Below are 17,198 nucleotides of genomic sequence, written 5' to 3'. Positions count from 1 at the left end.
TTAATTGACCTTCAACGTATAAGGCTAGCAGATTATTACAAAATAGTGATACTTTTCTGAAAGTTACACACTTTCCAGCTTGGCATAGGCTGCCACCAGCCATTTGATCCCCTGCCCCTGGAACGCTACCTGCAAACGGCTGTGCTCGCCGCTGCCTTCCAGGTTGACGATGGTGCCTTCGCCAAACTTCGAGTGGCGCACGCGCTGGCCCAGCTTGTAACCGGTGTCGGTTTCAGAGATCGGCGAGCCCATACGCTGATGGCTGACCGGACGGCTGATGCTGGCGCGCAGGCGCACCTCTTCCACACACTCTTCCGGCAGTTCGCCGATAAAGCGCGACGGACGGTGATACACCTCTTTCCCGTACAGGCGGCGGGTTTCCGCGTAGGTCAGAGTCAGTTTCTGCATCGCACGGGTCACGCCCACGTAGGCCAGACGACGCTCCTCTTCCAGACGCCCGCCTTCATCCAGCGACATCTGGCTCGGGAACATCCCCTCTTCCATCCCGACGATGAACACCTGCGGGAACTCCAGACCTTTCGCGGAGTGCAGGGTCATCAGCTGAACCGCATCCTGCCAGGTATCGGCCTGCCCTTCACCCGCCTCCAGCGCGGCGTGAGAGAGGAATGCCTGCAACGGCATCAGGTCTTCGTCTTCTTCGTTGTAGCTGAACTGGCGCGTTGCCGTCACCAGTTCCTCTAAGTTCTCAATACGGGTCTGGCCCTTCTCGCCTTTTTCCTGCTCGTACATGGTGCGCAGGCCGGAATCTTTAATCACCCGGTCGGTCTGGACGTGCAGCGGCATGTCGGCCGTTTCCTGCGCCAGCGCGTCGATTAACTCCAGGAAGCGTTGCAATGCGCTGGCGGCGCGCCCGGCGAGGGCTTTTTCCTGTAACAGCTCGCGGCATGCCTGCCACAACGTGAGCTGACGATCGCGCGAAGCCTGACGCACCACGTCCAGCGTACGATCGCCGATGCCGCGCGTCGGTGTGTTCACCACGCGCTCAAATGCCGCATCGTCGTTACGGTTGGCAATCAGACGCAAGTACGAGAGCGCATCTTTGATCTCCTGACGTTCGAAGAAGCGCATACCGCCATAAATGCGGTACGGCATGCTCACCTGCAACAGCGCCTCTTCCAGCACGCGCGACTGGGCGTTGCTGCGATAGAGAATGGCACACTGCTCCAGCGCGCCGCCGTTCTCCTGCCAGGTTTTAATGCGGTTCACCACGAAGCGGGCTTCGTCGAGCTCGTTGAAGGCGCAGTAAATCGAAATCGGTTCGCCGTCGACGCCATCGGTCCACAGCTTTTTACCCAGGCGCCCGTTGTTGTTCTCAATCAGGGCGTTGGCCGCGCTCAGAATGTTGCTGGTAGAACGGTAGTTCTGTTCCAGACGGATGGTTTGCGCGCCGGGGAAATCGTTGAGGAAGCGCTGGATGTTCTCCACCTGCGCGCCGCGCCAGCCGTAGATAGACTGGTCGTCATCGCCTACGATCATCACCTTGCCGGTATCCCCGGCCAGCAGGCGGATCCAGGCGTACTGGATGTTGTTGGTATCCTGGAATTCGTCCACCAGGATGTTGGTAAAGCGTTCACGGTAGTGTTGCAGGATATGCGGTTTGTTCAGCCACAGCTCGTGGGCACGCAGCAGCAGTTCGGCGAAATCCACCAGACCGGCGCGATCGCACGCTTCCTGATAGGCCTTGTAGACGTTCTGCCAGGTCTGCTCGACCGGGTTACCGAAGCTCTGAATATGATGCGGACGCAGCCCTTCGTCTTTCTGACCGTTGATGTACCACATCGCCTGACGCGGCGGCCACTGCTTCTCGTCGAGGTTCATCGCCTTGATCAGGCGTTTCAGCAGGCGCAGCTGATCTTCGCTGTCGAGGATCTGGAAATCCTGCGGCAGGTTAGCGTCCATATGGTGCGCGCGCAGCAGACGGTGCGCCAGGCCGTGGAAGGTGCCAACCCACATGCCGCCCTGGCTGGTGCCCATCAGCTGTGCGATACGGTGGCGCATCTCCGCCGCCGCCTTGTTGGTGAACGTCACGGCCATAATCGAGTACGGCGAACAGTTCTCCACGCTCTGTAGCCAGGCGATACGGTGAACCAGCACGCGCGTCTTACCACTGCCCGCTCCAGCCAGTACCAGCAGGTTTGTACGCGAGGCGGCAACCGCGTCACGCTGTTTATCATTAAGGCTGTCGAGCAGGTAAGAAACGTCCATTGGCACCGTCACGTCATGGCGGGCAGGCAAATGTTTCCATTCGCCAAAACCCTGTTAATTTATACAGAACAATTGATGATTATATCAGCGTCGTGAGGGATGCCAACCGTGAAATTTCCACGTGCGGCAGAAGACGGCTATCCGGGGTAGTCATCAGATCGGCATTTTCCGGCTTGATCCAGCAGGCCTGCATGCCGCAGCGGATCGCCCCGGCGACGTCCGTGGTCAGGTCGTCGCCCACGTGCAGGATCTCACCGAGCGGCAAATCCAGTTTTTCCGCTGCCAGATGATACATATCGTTGAACGGCTTCGAGCGTCCGTGCGGGCCCGCGCGCAGCACGAACTGAAAATAGTTCCCCAGACCAAACAGTTCAGGCTGAGCGTTGCCGTTGGTGATGGCCACCAGCGGCCACTTTTCGGCGAGCTTCGCCAGCGTGTCGTGGGTCTCCTGCGGCACGTCGATCCGACTGCGCCATTTGGCGAAGTTTTCCATGGCCGCTTCGGCACCCGTGGCCGCGTCCTGCGCGCTCAGGCCGGCATTGAGCATCGCCTGCTCAACCGCACGGCGGCGCCATTCGGTCACGTCATGATAAATTTCCGGCTCGGTTTCCCGCAGGGACTGACGCAGCTTCTGGAAATCTTTGTTCTGCATTGTTTTCAGCGCAGGATGGTAGTTCTGCACAAACGCCAGCGACTCCTGCTCGGTACGCAGGATCACCGGACGATTGTCGTAAAGGGTGTCATCAAGATCAAACGTCAGGGCTGAGATCTGACCAAGTGGGCGGTAAAAACGCATTATTTCCCCCGTTTGGCGCGTGGATGCGCCGCGTCATACACCGAGGCAAGGTGTTGGAAGTCTAAGTGGGTATAGATTTGGGTGGTCGACAGATTCGCGTGACCAAGCAGCTCCTGTACGCCGCGCAGGTCGCCGCTTGATTCCAGCATGTGCGTCGCAAAGGAGTGGCGCAGCTTGTGGGGGTGAACGTGGCTGTTCAGCCCCTGCTTAATGCCCCACTCCGCAAAGCGCTTCTGCACGTTACGCGCCGAGATCCGCTTGCCGAGTTTCGACAGGAACAGCGCATCTTCGTCGGCGCCAAACAGCCCGCGAAGGTCCAGCCAGTGCTCAATCCAGGAGACCGCATTGCGGCCGATCGGCAGGCGGCGCTCTTTGCTGCCCTTGCCCATCACCCACACCTCGCCGGATTCCAGATCGAGGTGCTTCAAGTCGAGGTTCACCAGCTCAGAGAGACGCAGGCCCGCGCCGTACATCACCTCCAGCATTGCGCGGTCGCGAACGGCCAGCGGATCGTTAAGATCGATATCTAGCAGGCGGTTTACGTCGTCGACGTCGATATTTTTCGGCAGATGACGCGGGGCTTTCGGCGTGGCGATCCCTTTTGCCGGGTTGGCTTTCAGACCGCCCTGACTGACCAGCCAGTCGAAGAAACTGCGCAGGGCAGAGAGCCGGAGCGCCAGGCTCGCCGGGCTGAGATTTTTTTTACGGCTACGCACGACGAACCCGCGTACCGTGGCGGCGTCACATTGTTGCCAGCTTTTCAGGCCGATTTCATCGGCAATCTGCATGATGGCATCAAGCTGACGCTGATAGTTGAGCAGCGTAATAGGGCTGAGCTGGCGTTCTACGCCCAGATAGCGCAGAAAGCGGATGACGTCAGTGGCGAGCAGTCCGTCCGTCATACGCGCTCAATCCAGCGCTCCAGCAACTCAGGCAACATCAGGGCGATCTCCTGCAACAGTTGCGTACCCTGCCCCTGTTCATAGTGATGCGCGTCGCGGCTGGTAAATAACATCACGCCCAGGTCACCATCGCGCCCCATCAGCGACATCGCCACCGAGCCGATAGCTTTGGCTTCCGGCAGCATCACCAGCAGTTCTGGCCCGTTGAGCGGCCCCAGATAATGGTGCTCATGGCCCAGACGCTGAATGCGCAGCGGCTCAAACGCCTGACGGCTCAGCGCCAGATGGGTAAACCCGGACGGCGCGCCAATGCGCCAGCGGTCAGGGAAGAGACGGATCGTCGCGCCTGCCAGCCCCAGCTCGCGCGCCCAGCGGTGGAAGCGGTTGAGGAACTCTTCGAGACTGTGTGCGGAAGCCAGACGCGCCTGAAGGTGCAGAAGACGGTAGAACAGGCTTTCGTTATTGCTGGCCTGCTCCATCAGCAGCGTCATGTTCTCTTCGAGCTGATTGATGTGGTTGCGCGAGCGCGCCATGTGCCATTCAACCAGCGACACGGTCTCGCGAACCGGATGCGGCACGCGCATCCGTTCGACGATGCGTGCATTGCGGATAAAAAACTCAGGATTGTGCAGCAGATAATCCACAACAGTGCTGTCGTCCAGCTCTGTTACAGGTTCCCGCAGTTCTTCCCCTGGTTGCTTCATAGATGGATAAACCCGTCATAAACATGTGTCGCCGGGCCAGTCATGTACAGTGGATGACCCGCTCCTTTCCAGGCGATATCAAGCCGACCGCCTGGTAATTCCACGCGAACCTCTTCTGCCAGTAACCCCTGTGAGATACCGACGGCCACCGCCGCACAGGCACCGCTTCCGCAGGCCTGGGTTTCGCCCGCGCCGCGCTCGTAAACCCGCAGGCGAATATGTTCACGCTTCACCACTTGCATGAAACCGATGTTCGCCCGCTCCGGGAAGCGCTCGTGGCTTTCCAGCACCGGGCCGAGCGTTTCAACCGCCGCGGTTTGCACATCATCCACCTGAATCACGCAGTGCGGGTTACCCATTGAGACGACGCCGCACAATACTGTCTGCTCGGCGGCACGCATGATATAGGTCTTTTCCGCTTTGTTGGCGCGAAACGGCACGGCAGAGGGCTCGAAGTTCGGCTCTCCCATGTTCACGCGCACCAGTTCGTCGTCGGTGACGCTGAGCACCATCCGGCCATTGGCGGTGCTGACGCGGATATCGCGCTTGTTGGTCAGCCCTTTCAGCCGTACAAAGCGGGCAAAACAGCGCGCGCCGTTGCCGCACTGGGAAACTTCGCTGCCGTCGGCGTTAAAAATGCGATAGTGAAAGTCCAGGTCAGGATCGTAAGGCGGCTCCACCACCAGCAGCTGGTCAAACCCCACGCCCACGTGTCGATCCGCCAGACGACGGATCAGTTCCGGGGAGAAAAAGACATTCTGCGTTACCGCGTCGACGACCATAAAGTCGTTGCCAAGGCCATGCATTTTAGAGAACTGCATCATTTGCTCCATTGCGCGGGTACAGAACGTAATTGTCAGAGATTGACCTGAGTCGGGCCGCCGTTATTGCCGCGATCGTTGGTATCCGGCGTAGATGACTCGATACCACTTTGCACCGGTTTTGTCGGCGGTGGTGCGTTTTTATCCTCTGGCGGGAAGTACAGTGGTCCCTTCAGTCCACAGCCGGTCAGGCTAAACAGAGTGACAAGAACGACAAGCGTTCGGAAGACGTTTTTCATGTAGAGGTTGCCCGTAAGTTCAAATCTGTTTCTATCATCGCAGGAGAAGACACAAAAGCAAGAGTTTGCCGCTTTCCTGCAACGGGAATTATTTAGCGTTATACTGCCGCCATCACGAAAAAACAGGAATAAAACCATGAACGACAGTGAATTTCATCGCCTTGCCGATACCCTGTGGATGACCATCGAAGAGCGTATCGACGACTGGGACGGCGACAGCGATATCGATTGTGAAATCAACGGCGGGATCCTGACCTTAAGCTTCGAAAACGGCAGCAAGATTATTATTAACCGTCAGGAGCCGCTTCACCAGGTGTGGCTGGCGGCGAAACAGGGCGGCTATCACTTTGATCTGAAAGGTGACGAGTGGGTCTGCGACCGCAGCGGCGAAACGTTCTGGGATCTGCTGGAGCAGGCAGCGACCGCGCAGGCGGGTGAGGACGTGAGTTTCAGGTAGTTTTGTTGCCCGGTGGCGGCTACGCCTTACCGGGCCTACAGCGGCTCGAACCGTAGGCCGGGTAAGCGATAGCGCCACCCGGCGAAAAGCCTCAGGAAAAATACTGCTGCAACAGCGGCGCAGTTTCCTGGTTAGCGGGCGCCGCAGTGGTAATCGCCTGCGTACGGAACGGGATCACCTGCGCTCGCCCATCCACATTCACAATCTGGTAGAACTGCGGCAGGTTGAAGTTGATAAAACTTGAGCCGTAGGTAAAGCGATCGTGCGAAGACGAATAGAAGCGGCTGACGTCGCGCACCAGCTCCTCTTTGCTGCCTTCACAGTGGTGATACACCTCGGCACGGTTGGTTTCATCCAGAATGTAGATGTTAAACCCGGCATTATCGCCCGACTCTTCGAAGAAGAACTGAATAATCCCTTCACTCGCAAAGCCATCCACCACCTGCGGCAGCTTAACGTGATTGGTTTCCACCTGAACCGACAGGCCATGCAGTTTGTTGTGTGAAATCGCGCCGTAGAATTCAATGGCGTTCTCCAGCTTCTGCACCGACACGTTCAGGCGCTCAAAGAACAGGCCCCAGGTCTGGCCGGAGACGCGCAGCGCTTTAAAGCGCCCGGTTTCCTGACGGGTGCTGGAGAGACGCAGTTCGATGCACTCAGACACCAGCTGCTGCACGCGGGTACGAATCAGGCCGCGCAGGTGCTGGCTGTAGCAGAACACCTCCACGCTGTCCGGGGGTGCGGCGTCCTGGTGCATCTTGCCGAGGATCGTTTTCAGCGCCTCGATCATCGCCTGCTCGCCGTTAAAGTGTAAGGTACGCACTTCGTTCCACGAGTTGCGGTACAGCAGATCCACGCTACCCACCAGGCAGTTTTGCTGCTCGCCGAAGCTAAAGACGTCCAGCTTGCGGAAGTCAAAGTGAACCACCTGATTGCGGAAGGCCGCCGTCGGGTCGTATTCCAGGTTGACGATGATCGCCAGATGGCGGATCTCACACGGGCTGTAGAGCGCCTTTGGCGTCGGCGCAGGCAGACGCAGTGGGAAGTGGTGCGAGACATCCGCCACCATCTCCTGCAACTTGGCTAAATCGACCACCTCGTTACCCTTGATAAACAACCGGGTGCGTGAGGTGAGAAGGCCGTTAAACCAGGCCCAGGCCACCAGCTTGTTCAGATAGCGGTTATATTCCAGCGGCTGATGGCTGATGATCGAATCCATGCTTGGCGCACGGTTGTACAGATACCACCCGGTGCGGTTTGCGCGGCCCGGCGGCACGTAGATAAAGGTCAGATTCGGCTCAGACAGGTCAGGCGAAATCTGTGGGTTAACCAGCGTAACCTTGCCCGGCAACGCTTCAAACGCGGCGTACAGTTTACGGGTCAGCACCCCGATATCCTGTGGGCTGGCAGAAACGCTAAGGTTGTTACGGCGGGCAAAGCGGATCAGGTTGCGGTAGCTCTGCATCATCGCATCAAGCAGCTCGTTGTGCGCCTCGCGCACCTGATCGATCTTCCAGTTGGCGCGGTTGTCCAGCATGGCGAGACGCGCTTCGTCCCATCCCCACTCTTTGACTAACTGGCTGACGACTTCACGACGCCAGCCCACGCAGGCGCGTTCGCGGCTCAGTTTTTCACAAACTTTGAGATAGAAACATCGACGCACCAGGTCAAGACGCGTGGCGTCCTCAATGGCTGTCAGGTATTCGGTGACGCGTTCCAGCATCATGCAGTAGGCATCAAGCCCGTAGGAGACGATCTCCCCGTCGTGCAGACGCTGTTTAATATCTTTCGCCAGCAGGCGCGGCGTGGGGTATTCCCAGGAGTAAGCTTCCAGCAGCAGGGTTTTCAGCACCGCTTTGTATGGTGAATCAATGCTCTTATAAAGCTGCCAGAGGCTTGCGCCAAAGTACTCTTCGGCGGACAGGGAGCTCAGGCCGCCCAGATCCAGCCACTCGTTTGGCGTCAGAACGCCCTGCGAGTAAAGCGACATGACGTAGTCGTCATAATTCTCTTCTTCATCGCACGGCACCATATTCCACAGAATACGTTTCCCGGCCAGGCGAACGGCAGTACGGTAAAACTCATCCAGCAACAGGATGTGCTGAGTCGAGCCGCAGTCTTCACCACCCAGACTGCCGCTTTCGTTATGGCGGAAACGGTTTTCATCAATCAGGAAGAAGCTCACTTCCACGCCGAGCGACGCCGCCCAGCTCTCCAGCAGGCTGCATTTACGCTGCAACAGCTGGCGCTCTTCATTGTCGAGCCAGGACTGATGGCAGACCCAGATATCCAGGTCAGAAGAGCAGCTTTGCCCAACCGATGATGTGCTGCCCATGGAGTAAACCCCGGTAATCGGCAGCTCGCCTTTCGGCGAATCCTGCGGCGGCATACCACGGTAGAGTTCAAGTTCAGTCAGGTAATGCTGTTGGGTTTCATCAGGCGTGAAGAGGCAAATGCCCTGGGGAACGTTACCATCGAGGTAACCCGGCATTAGCGGATGGTGATAGTGCAACAATGTCGGCAGAAGACTGTATACCTGCTGGAAAGCAGGGCCCATGGCAGCAAGCGCGCGATCCACGCGCAATTGATTGATGGCATCCAGTCTCTGTTTCAGAGTCTCAATATAGAGGTACAAGACGTATCGCCTGATGTTTCCGGGTGTCGCATGCCAGTCAGAACAGAAAAAGCAGCGGACCCGCAGTATTTCAAAAAATAACCGTTACCCTTTTTTCGCCTTTTGCTTTTCTGGTGGTACAGACGAAAAAATGGTCTAAAACGTGATCAATTTAACACCTTGCCGGTTGACCGTAAAGAAAGATGCGCTACATACAAGTGTAGCACCGTTCTGTACGTGTAAATTCCTGAATACGGCGATGGCTGACGAATACGCCGCCCTGTCCCTCTCACTCTTCATCAACCGTAAAACTGCCATCCGAGTGTCAACAATGTTAGGATGGTTAGCGATTGATAATGACGGTAACAAGCATGTTAGACAATGTTTTGAGAATTGCCACACGCCAAAGTCCTCTTGCACTCTGGCAGGCACATTATGTTAAGCAGCGCCTGGAAGCCTGCCACACCGGATTACGCGTTGAGCTGGTGCCAATGGTTACGCGTGGCGATGTCATACTGGATACGCCGCTGGCCAAAGTGGGCGGAAAAGGTCTGTTTGTCAAAGAGCTGGAGCTGGCATTGCTTGAGAACCGCGCCGATATCGCCGTGCATTCGATGAAGGATGTGCCCGTTGAGTTCCCGGAAGGGCTGGGGCTGGTGACCATCTGCGAGCGCGAGGATCCGCGCGATGCGTTTGTCTCTAATCGCTATGACTCGCTCGATGCGTTGCCGGCAGGCAGCGTGGTCGGCACGTCAAGTTTACGCCGCCAGTGTCAGCTGGCTGAACGTCGCCCGGATCTGGTGATCCGTTCGCTGCGCGGGAACGTCGGCACACGCCTTGGCAAGCTGGATAACGGCGACTACGATGCCATTATTCTTGCGGTTGCGGGCCTGAAACGCCTGGGGCTGGAAAAACGCATTCGCGTGGCGTTGCCGCCGGAGCTGTCGCTGCCCGCCGTCGGCCAGGGCGCCGTCGGCATTGAGTGTCGTCTGGATGATGTGCGCACTCAGGCACTGCTGGCGCCGCTGAATCATGACGATACCGCCGTTCGCGTAAAAGCCGAGCGCGCGATGAATACACGCCTCGAAGGAGGCTGTCAGGTGCCAATTGGCAGCTATGCTGAATTAACTGACGGTGAACTGTGGCTGCGTGCGCTGGTTGGCGCGCCGGACGGCTCGCATATGGTTCGCGGTGAACGTCGCGGCAAACCGCAAGATGCCGAGGCGCTTGGCGTATCGCTGGCGGAAGAGCTGCTGAATAACGGCGCACGTGAAATTCTGGCCGAGGTCTATAACGGAGAGCCCCCTGCATGAGCATACTTGTCACCCGCCCTTCTCCCGCAGGAGAGCAGTTAGTGAGCCGTCTGCGCGCACTGGGGCAGGTGGCCTGGAGTTTTCCGCTGATTGAATTCTCCCCCGGTCGCGAGCTGCCTGAGCTCGCTGACCAGATGCGTCTCTTGCAGGAAGGCGATCTGCTCTTTGCGCTGTCGCAGCATGCCGTGGAGTTTGCCCATGCGCAGCTGCAACAACAGGGCGTTCGCTGGCCTCACGCCCCCCGCTATTTCGCCATCGGGCGCACTACGGCGCTGGCCTTACATACCGCGAGCGGAATCGATGTTCGTTACCCGTTAGATCGGGAAATCAGCGAAGTCTTGCTACAATTACCTGAATTACAAAACATTGCGGGAAAGCGCACACTTATTTTGCGCGGCAACGGTGGCCGCGAACTGCTGGGCGAGACGCTGCGCGAACGCGGCGCAGACGTGACGTTTGTGGAGTGCTATCAGCGCTGTGCAAAACACTATGATGGCGCGGAAGAAGCAATGCGCTGGCACGCCCGCGGTATTAATACGCTGGTGGTCACCAGCGGTGAAATGTTACAACAGCTTTGGTCGCTGATTCCGCTTTGGTATCGCGAAAACTGGTTACTCCGCTGTCGGCTTCTGGTCGTCAGTGAGCGTCTGGCGAACCACGCCCGGGAACTGGGCTGGCAGGATATTCGGATCGCTGAAAACGCCGACAACGATGCGCTGCTGCGCGCATTACAATAACTCTCAAATGGGAAGCCATAATGACGGAACACGAAAAATCCTCCGCCGTGGTTGAAGAGACCAGGGAGACTGTGGACACCACGTCACAGCCAGAGACGACAGACACAACCGTTGAGAAGAAAAACGGCAGCAATAAAACCAGCCTCACGCTGAGCGTGATTGCCATCGCGATTGCGCTGGCCGCAGGCGTGGGTCTCTACGGACTGGTGAAGAAACAAGGCACCAACCAGACGGCCACCAGCGACGCGCTGGTTAACCAAATCACTGCCCTACAGAAAGCGCAGGAGACGCAAAAAGCTGAGCTGGAAGGTGTGATCAAACAGCAGGCTGCCGCCCTCGCCGACGCGAACAGCAAACGTGAAGAGTTGACCAAACAGCTGAGCGAAGTGCAGGAAAAAGTCGCCACAATTTCGGGAACCGATGCCAAAACATGGCTACTTTCACAGGCCGATTTTCTGGTGAAACTGGCCGGGCGCAAGCTCTGGAGCGATCAGGATGTCACCACCGCCGCCGCGCTGCTGAAAAGCGCCGACGCAAGCCTGGCTGATATGAACGATCCGAGCCTCATCAACGCACGCCGCGCTATTACGGAAGATATCGCCAGCCTGTCCGCGGTTTCTCAGGTCGACTACGACGGTATCATCCTTAAGGTGAATCAGCTCTCGAACCAGATTGATAACCTTCAGCTGGCCGATAACAACGACGATGACTCTCCGATGGATTCCGACGGTACCGAGCTGTCCAGTTCCCTGAGCGAATGGCGTATCAACCTGCAAAAGAGCTGGCAGAACTTTATGGACAGCTTTATAACCATTCGCCGCCGCGATGAAACTGCCGTGCCGCTGCTGGCACCGAACCAGGACGTCTATCTACGCGAAAACATTCGTTCCCGCCTGTTGGTCGCGGCGCAGGCCGTGCCGCGTCACCAGGAAGAGACCTACAAACAGGCGCTGGATAACGTTTCAACCTGGGTACGTGCTTACTACGATACCAATGATGCAACCACGACCGCGTTCCTTGAGGATATCGACAAGCTGAGCCAGCAAAACATCACCATGAACGTACCGGACAAGCTGGAAAGCCAGCCGATTCTGGAGAAGATCATGCAGACGCGCGTGCGTAACTTGCTGGCCCAGCCGGGCGTTCCGGCAGAGCGTCCGGCTGAAGCACCTGCCGCCGCGCCAGCGCCTGAAAGCGCGCCGCAAGGAGAGTAATGATGCTAAAAGTCTTCTTACTCTTCATCCTGCTGATCGCCGGGATTGTACTGGGGCCGATGCTTGCGGGTCACCAGGGTTACGTATTGATCCAGACCGATAACTACAACATCGAAACCAGCGTAACAGGGCTGGTGATTATCCTGATCCTGGGTGTGGTCGTTCTGCTGGCAGTGGAGTGGCTCCTGCGTCGTATTTTCCGTACCGGCGTACATACGCGCGGCTGGTTCGTTGGCCGTAAGCGCCGTCGCGCCCGTAAGCAGACCGAGCAGGCATTGCTGAAGCTGGCCGAAGGCGACTATCAGCAGGTTGAAAAGCTGATGTCGAAAAATGCCGACCATGCAGAACAGCCGGTTGTTAACTATCTGCTGGCCGCTGAGGCGGCGCAACAGCGAGGCGATGAGGCCCGCGCCAATCAGCATCTTGAACGCGCGTCTGAGCTCTCTACTAAGGATCCGATTCCGGTTGAGATCACCCGCGTTCGTCTGCAACTGGCGCGCAATGAAAACCATGCCGCACGTCACGGCGTTGACCGTCTGCTGGAAATTACCCCTCGTCATCCGGAAGTGCTGCGTCTTGCTGAGCAGGCATATATTCGGACCGGTGCATGGGGCTCGCTGCTGGACATTATCCCTTCCATGGCGAAAGCCGACGTGGGTGATGATGAACATCGTGATGAACTTCAGCGTCTGGCCTGGATTGGCCTGATGGATCAGGCGCGCGCCGATCTCGGCAGCGACGGCCTGAAAACCTGGTGGAAAAACCAGAGCCGCAAAACGCGCCAGCAGGTTCCTCTTCAGGTTGCGATGGCAGAACATCTGATTGAGTGTGACGACCATGACACCGCGCAGGAGATCCTCCTCGACGGTCTCAAGCGACAGTATGATGACCGCCTGGTGATGGTCATCCCGCGTCTGAAAACCAACAATCCGGAACAAATTGAAAAAGCACTGCGCCAGCAGATCAAAACCGTGGGCGATCGTCCGCTGCTGTGGAGTACGCTGGGCCAGTCTCTGATGAAACACGGCGAGTGGCAGGAGGCGAGTCTCGCCTTCCGCGCCGCGCTGAAGCAACGCCCGGACGCATTTGATTACGCCTGGCTTGCTGATTCGCTGGACAAGCAGCACAAGCCGGAAGAGGCCGCAGCTATGCGCCGTGATGGGCTGTTATTGACGTTGCAAAATAACGGAACGCAGCAGTAATTAAAAGGAGGCCAGATGGCCTCCTTTTTTTATCTCATTTCTCCTGCTACATTCTTTTAACACTTACCTGCAAACGAACCCGCCAATGTAACGATGTCTTTTCCTTAACCTTTTTTGCACACGCGCTTACCGGCGTGGAATAAACCGTTTCTGAAAGGATATCGTCATGAACTCGCTTTTATATGCGCTTTTCGAAGCGCTGCGGTGCCATCGCTGGCTCCGCCTGCTGGCCTGCGCCTTTATCTTTAGCGCCCTGGGTAATGGCTTAACCCAGGTTGTTGTTTTCGGATTATTGTTACAGTGGTCAGCCCCGTCAGCGCTGTTAACCCTCGCCTTCCTTTTTGCTACGGTGCCCGGTTTTATCGGCAGCCTGATTGGTGAAAAGCTGTACCAGCGGTTTTCACCTCTCTACCTGTTGATGCTGACCGAATGGCTGGGCTTGCTCGCCCTGCTCTTTCCCCTTTCAGGCGCACATTACCACAGCATACCGGCGCTGCTTGCGGTGCAATCCACAGAAGCGTTGCTGAGCGGGATGAGCTGGCCTGCGTTAACGCTTCTGTTTAAACGCGGACTGCATGAGGCAGAACTGCCTGCGGCAACGTGTCTGGAAAATGTGATTTTTGCCTCCCAGGTTTTGTTAGGAACCGGGCTGGGTGTGGTGTTGTTCCAGCGCATCCCGGTCTTCGCCTTACTGGTCATCGACGCCGCCAGTTTTATGGGATCGCTGGTCATGCTATTTCTCGCAGAACGCCAGTATGTAGCGCGTCCAGCATCGTTGCCTGTCGGGGACCCTCAACCTGTGGCATTGCGCTGGCAAACTCTGACCCTTCGACAAAAACGCAGTTTGCTGATTTTGCCTGCCCTTGCTGCCGTAGGCTCGCCTGCAATGGCGTTGCTGCCAGCACTGGCGCAGCAGATCAACCCCGAGAATGCCGCTGGGCTTGCGCTGCCCTTGCTTTTTGCCAGAAGTCTGGGACAGCTTTGTGGCCCCTTGCTGCTCAGAAAAGAGAGTCTGACGCGCTTTGCAGCAAGATCGCCTTTGCTACTTAGCTGTCTTGCTCTTTTTCTGGCAGCCTATGGGTTGCTTCCGTTTTTATCCGCATGGGTCGTGCTTGCGCTGGGGATGATCTTTATCGCGCATCTGGCGTCGAATATCGTTTTTGCGGCGGGTACGTTTGGGGTACTGAGTAATTTTCAGGCTATACAGATATCCGCTGCCAGCGGTAAGGCCTGGCGCTGGCAAACGTTGAGCGCTTCCCTTTTTACGGGCCTCGCCGCAATGACAGCGACGATATTGGGAGCGGCTCAGACGCTATATGCTGTCTCTGCTATCGCACTGCTGTTGGTGGCGCTGGTCCTGGCCCATTATCGTGAATAAGGCATAAAAAAACGCCTGCTATAAAAGCAGGCGTTAAAACAGGTCTGTAAGACAACATATTTGGTGCTTCACTCAACGTTGTGTCCATGGTGTCTGATGAGGCCGAAGCGACATCTGTCAGTGGACGATAAGCACCGTAAACGGCTCTGCGTCATTCCTGAGTTTATGAGGCCTTAAGGCGAACATAAGAGATGGAATGAGCATCTACACGCATATTATTGCATGTAATGTGCCAGGTTTACACGCAGAACTTTTACATCGCGCAACATTTTAAGATAAAAGGAAATTATGCTGTTAAGAACCGCCTGAAGCCATACAACATCGCGCTAAAGTCGGTGATCTGTCGCCACAAGGAGACAGGTTAAGAGGTAAAATAATAAATACTTAAATATTAATGGTTTATATGTCGCTGAATCGCGACAAGGATGTGGGGTGTTGTCGGGAAATGACTACAGGATAAAAAAACGCAGAAAACAAAAAACCCCGCCGAAGCGGGGTTCAAAATTGGTCGGCGAGAGAGGATTCGAACCTCCGACCCACTGGTCCCAAACCAGTTGCGCTACCAAGCTGCGCTACTCGCCGATGTACTGCTTTTTTGAATTTTTAGTTCAACTCATTAAAAGTCGTGGTGCGAGGGGGGGGACTTGAACCCCCACGTCCGTAAGAACACTAACACCTGAAGCTAGCGCGTCTACCAATTCCGCCACCTTCGCAATTCACAACTCTTTCAATAATGGGGTGGCTAATGGGATTCGAACCCACGACAACTGGAATCACAATCCAGGGCTCTACCAACTGAGCTATAGCCACCACTGTATTCTTTCACGCGGTTCTGACTACTTCTCAGACCACCGCAGCTCTAGCGCCGGGACTAAAATGGCGCGCCCGACAGGATTCGAACCTGAGACCTCTGCCTCCGGAGGGCAGCGCTCTATCCAGCTGAGCTACGGGCGCTTAGCGCCGTTGCGGGGCTGGATATTACGTACCTCCGTCCCCGCTGTCTAGTGCTTTTTTGAAAAAAATGCGCGTTTGGTTATGGTTTGCACATTTTGCCGCTTATTCCTCCACTTTATGGGCGGAGCCACGGCGACCCAGGCCAAAAAGTTTATATGCAGCTGTGACGGCAGCCAGGAAGATCATCCCGACAAACAGCGACATGCGGGTATCTTCATTAAAGTACATTCCAATTAATACGCAAATCAGGAACGCCATCGTCAAATAGTTCGCATACGGGAACAGAATGGAGCGGAACGGATGGCTGGCGATCGCTTTTTTGTGCGCCTGCCGGAAACGCAACTGGCTAATCAAAATGACAAACCACGGTACCATCCCCGGCAGCACGCTGGCGCTATAGACGTAAACAAACACGCGCTGCGGATTTGGGATGATGTAGTTCAGGCAAGAGCCAATCAGCAAAATCACAATCGACACGGCTACGCCCGCCACCGGTACACCTACGCGGGAGACTTTGCCCATCACAGCCGGCAGCTGTTTGTTTTGCGAGAGCGCGTAAAGCATACGCCCACAGCTGTACATTCCGCTGTTACAGCCGGAAAGCGCCGCCGTCAGTACCACAAAGTTGATAATGGCGGCTGCCGCCGTGATGCCAATCTTAGCGAAAGTTAGGACAAACGGGCTGCCGGTGGTGCCGATCTCGTTCCATGGGAAAATGGTCACGATAACGAAGATCGCGCCCACATAGAAAATCAGGATACGCCACAGCACCTTGCCTACCGCGCTACGCAGTGTGACCTGCGGGTTTTTCGCCTCACCGGCGGTAATGCCGATCAGCTCAACGCCCTGATAGGAGGCGACAACGATACAGAGCGCCGTCAGAAAGCCCTTCCAGCCACCCGCAAAGAAGCCGCCGTGCCCGGTCAGGTTACCGAAACCGACAGCGTGCCCGCCGTTACCGAAGCCAAAGAAGATGACACCCAGACCCACAACAATCATCACGATGATGGTGGTAACTTTGATCATCGCAAACCAGAACTCGATTTCACCGTAAAGACGAACGGCGGCAAGGTTCGCCAGCGCCACCAGCCCTACGGCAATAAGCGCAGGTATCCACTGGGCCATCTCCGGGAACCAGAACTGCACGTAGACCCCGATGGCGGTGATCTCCGAAATCCCGACGGCCATCCACATAAACCAGTACGACCAGGCCGTGAGATAACCAAAGAACGGGCTCATATACCGGTGGGCGTAAACGGCGAAAGAGCCCGTTACCGGCTCCAGGAACAGCATTTCGCCCATTGAGCGCATGATGAAGAAGACGAACAGTCCGGCAATAATATACGCCAGCAGGACGGAAGGCCCCGCCCATTTCAGCGTGCTTGCCGAGCCCATAAACAGGCCAACGCCGATAGTCCCGCCCAGCGCGATCAATTCAATATGTCGAGCTTCCAGCCCACGCTGAAGCTCCGGTTTTTTCTCTGCCATAATTCCTCGGTTGTGTTTGCTGTTTCCCGACTTATTGCCGGGTATTGTTTTTGAGGGGTACTGAAATACGGAGCGAATGGTTTCTTAAATTCTGGCAAATGGCAAACAATGCATTAAAAAAATGAATGCATTGCACAGAAATTCAGCAGCTTT

General features: G+C 56.5%; 14 protein-coding genes and 4 tRNA genes. 6 read left to right on the top strand and 12 right to left on the bottom strand.

Annotated features, from left to right (window positions below):
- Positions 1-63: 63 nt before the first annotated feature.
- From uvrD to lptM, 6 genes are all read right to left on the bottom strand, one after another.
- Positions 64-2,226 carry a DNA helicase II gene (uvrD, locus tag ACOTX4_RS16455; protein ID WP_017383586.1) on the bottom strand — a complete coding sequence of 721 codons (2,163 nt, stop codon included), beginning with the start codon at positions 2,224-2,226 and terminating at the stop codon, positions 64-66.
- A 79-nt stretch (positions 2,227-2,305) separates the two neighbouring features.
- A complete protein-coding gene (gene yigB, locus ACOTX4_RS16450; protein WP_003860811.1) occupies positions 2,306-3,022 on the bottom strand; it encodes a 5-amino-6-(5-phospho-D-ribitylamino)uracil phosphatase YigB in 717 nt (238 codons plus the stop codon).
- A complete protein-coding gene (gene xerC, locus ACOTX4_RS16445) occupies positions 3,022-3,924 on the bottom strand; it encodes a tyrosine recombinase XerC (RefSeq protein WP_023315186.1) in 903 nt (300 codons plus the stop codon). The genes yigB and xerC overlap by 1 nt, the downstream gene beginning before the upstream one ends.
- Complete coding sequence (locus ACOTX4_RS16440) at positions 3,921-4,628, bottom strand: DUF484 domain-containing protein (protein WP_063937951.1); 708 nt, start codon at positions 4,626-4,628, stop codon at positions 3,921-3,923. Before ACOTX4_RS16440 ends, xerC begins: the two co-directional genes overlap by 4 nt.
- Complete coding sequence (dapF, locus tag ACOTX4_RS16435; RefSeq protein WP_022646661.1) at positions 4,625-5,449, bottom strand: diaminopimelate epimerase; 825 nt, start codon at positions 5,447-5,449, stop codon at positions 4,625-4,627. Before dapF ends, ACOTX4_RS16440 begins: the two co-directional genes overlap by 4 nt.
- 35 nt (positions 5,450-5,484) lie before the next feature.
- The gene (gene lptM, locus ACOTX4_RS16430) at positions 5,485-5,688 is read right to left on the bottom strand and encodes an LPS translocon maturation chaperone LptM (RefSeq protein WP_003860815.1); all 204 of its coding nucleotides are present in this window, start codon (positions 5,686-5,688) and stop codon (positions 5,485-5,487) included.
- 136 nt (positions 5,689-5,824) lie between these two features.
- On the opposite strand from lptM, the gene cyaY reads away from it, so the two are divergent.
- A complete protein-coding gene (gene cyaY / locus ACOTX4_RS16425; protein WP_003860816.1) occupies positions 5,825-6,145 on the top strand; it encodes an iron donor protein CyaY in 321 nt (106 codons plus the stop codon).
- A 91-nt stretch (positions 6,146-6,236) separates the two neighbouring features.
- On the opposite strand, the gene cyaA is transcribed toward cyaY, so the two are convergent.
- Entirely contained in the window at positions 6,237-8,780 is a 2,544-nt protein-coding gene (gene cyaA, locus ACOTX4_RS16420) for a class I adenylate cyclase (protein ID WP_023315185.1), read from the bottom strand.
- A 350-nt stretch (positions 8,781-9,130) separates the two neighbouring features.
- On the opposite strand from cyaA, the gene hemC reads away from it, so the two are divergent.
- From hemC to ACOTX4_RS16395, 5 genes are all read left to right on the top strand, one after another.
- On the top strand, positions 9,131-10,072 hold the full coding sequence (gene hemC, locus ACOTX4_RS16415) for a hydroxymethylbilane synthase (RefSeq protein WP_032634371.1): 942 nt from the start codon (positions 9,131-9,133) through the stop codon (positions 10,070-10,072).
- Entirely contained in the window at positions 10,069-10,809 is a 741-nt protein-coding gene (hemD, locus tag ACOTX4_RS16410; protein WP_045332949.1) for a uroporphyrinogen-III synthase, read from the top strand. The genes hemC and hemD overlap by 4 nt, the downstream gene beginning before the upstream one ends.
- A 20-nt stretch (positions 10,810-10,829) precedes the next feature.
- Entirely contained in the window at positions 10,830-12,023 is a 1,194-nt protein-coding gene (gene hemX / locus ACOTX4_RS16405; protein ID WP_006812379.1) for a uroporphyrinogen-III C-methyltransferase, read from the top strand.
- A 2-nt stretch (positions 12,024-12,025) separates the two neighbouring features.
- Complete coding sequence (gene hemY, locus ACOTX4_RS16400; protein ID WP_026080629.1) at positions 12,026-13,225, top strand: protoheme IX biogenesis protein HemY; 1,200 nt, start codon at positions 12,026-12,028, stop codon at positions 13,223-13,225.
- A gap of 166 nt (positions 13,226-13,391) precedes the next feature.
- Complete coding sequence (locus ACOTX4_RS16395) at positions 13,392-14,603, top strand: hypothetical protein (RefSeq protein ID WP_063937955.1); 1,212 nt, start codon at positions 13,392-13,394, stop codon at positions 14,601-14,603.
- A gap of 505 nt (positions 14,604-15,108) precedes the next feature.
- Here ACOTX4_RS16395 and ACOTX4_RS16390 read toward each other — a convergent pair.
- From ACOTX4_RS16390 to thrP, 5 genes are all read right to left on the bottom strand, one after another.
- Positions 15,109-15,185: transfer RNA gene (locus tag ACOTX4_RS16390), tRNA-Pro, on the bottom strand.
- Between the two features lie 44 nt (positions 15,186-15,229).
- Positions 15,230-15,316: transfer RNA gene (locus tag ACOTX4_RS16385), tRNA-Leu, on the bottom strand.
- Positions 15,317-15,337: 21 nt separating this feature from the next.
- Positions 15,338-15,413, bottom strand: a tRNA-His gene (locus ACOTX4_RS16380).
- Between the two features lie 67 nt (positions 15,414-15,480).
- Positions 15,481-15,557, bottom strand: a tRNA-Arg gene (locus tag ACOTX4_RS16375).
- Positions 15,558-15,659: 102 nt separating this feature from the next.
- Complete coding sequence (gene thrP / locus ACOTX4_RS16370) at positions 15,660-17,045, bottom strand: bifunctional threonine/serine APC transporter ThrP (RefSeq protein WP_023315180.1); 1,386 nt, start codon at positions 17,043-17,045, stop codon at positions 15,660-15,662.
- Positions 17,046-17,198: the final 153 nt, after the last annotated feature.

The sequence above is a fragment of the Enterobacter cloacae complex sp. IR5459 genome (assembly GCF_049238005.1).
GTDB classification, from domain to species: Bacteria; Pseudomonadota; Gammaproteobacteria; order Enterobacterales; family Enterobacteriaceae; genus Enterobacter; species Enterobacter hormaechei_C.
The sequence above is the reverse complement of the archived record's forward strand: the minus strand, read 5'-3'. Positions and strand labels throughout refer to the sequence as shown.

Bases quoted from the DNA above. Each gene is read 5' to 3' on its own strand.
- uvrD (WP_017383586.1), bottom strand. From the start codon at position 2,226: ATGGACGTTTCTTACCTGCTCGACAGCCTTAATGATAAACAGCGTGAC.
- yigB (WP_003860811.1), bottom strand. From the start codon at position 3,022: ATGCGTTTTTACCGCCCACTTGGTCAGATCTCAGCCCTGACGTTTGAT.
- xerC (WP_023315186.1), bottom strand. From the start codon at position 3,924: ATGACGGACGGACTGCTCGCCACTGACGTCATCCGCTTTCTGCGCTAT.
- ACOTX4_RS16440 (WP_063937951.1), bottom strand. From the start codon at position 4,628: ATGAAGCAACCAGGGGAAGAACTGCGGGAACCTGTAACAGAGCTGGAC.
- dapF (WP_022646661.1), bottom strand. From the start codon at position 5,449: ATGCAGTTCTCTAAAATGCATGGCCTTGGCAACGACTTTATGGTCGTC.
- lptM (WP_003860815.1), bottom strand. From the start codon at position 5,688: ATGAAAAACGTCTTCCGAACGCTTGTCGTTCTTGTCACTCTGTTTAGC.
- cyaY (WP_003860816.1), top strand. From the start codon at position 5,825: ATGAACGACAGTGAATTTCATCGCCTTGCCGATACCCTGTGGATGACC.
- hemC (WP_032634371.1), top strand. From the start codon at position 9,131: ATGTTAGACAATGTTTTGAGAATTGCCACACGCCAAAGTCCTCTTGCA.
- hemD (WP_045332949.1), top strand. From the start codon at position 10,069: ATGAGCATACTTGTCACCCGCCCTTCTCCCGCAGGAGAGCAGTTAGTG.
- hemX (WP_006812379.1), top strand. From the start codon at position 10,830: ATGACGGAACACGAAAAATCCTCCGCCGTGGTTGAAGAGACCAGGGAG.
- hemY (WP_026080629.1), top strand. From the start codon at position 12,026: ATGCTAAAAGTCTTCTTACTCTTCATCCTGCTGATCGCCGGGATTGTA.
- ACOTX4_RS16395 (WP_063937955.1), top strand. From the start codon at position 13,392: ATGAACTCGCTTTTATATGCGCTTTTCGAAGCGCTGCGGTGCCATCGC.
- thrP (WP_023315180.1), bottom strand. From the start codon at position 17,045: ATGGCAGAGAAAAAACCGGAGCTTCAGCGTGGGCTGGAAGCTCGACAT.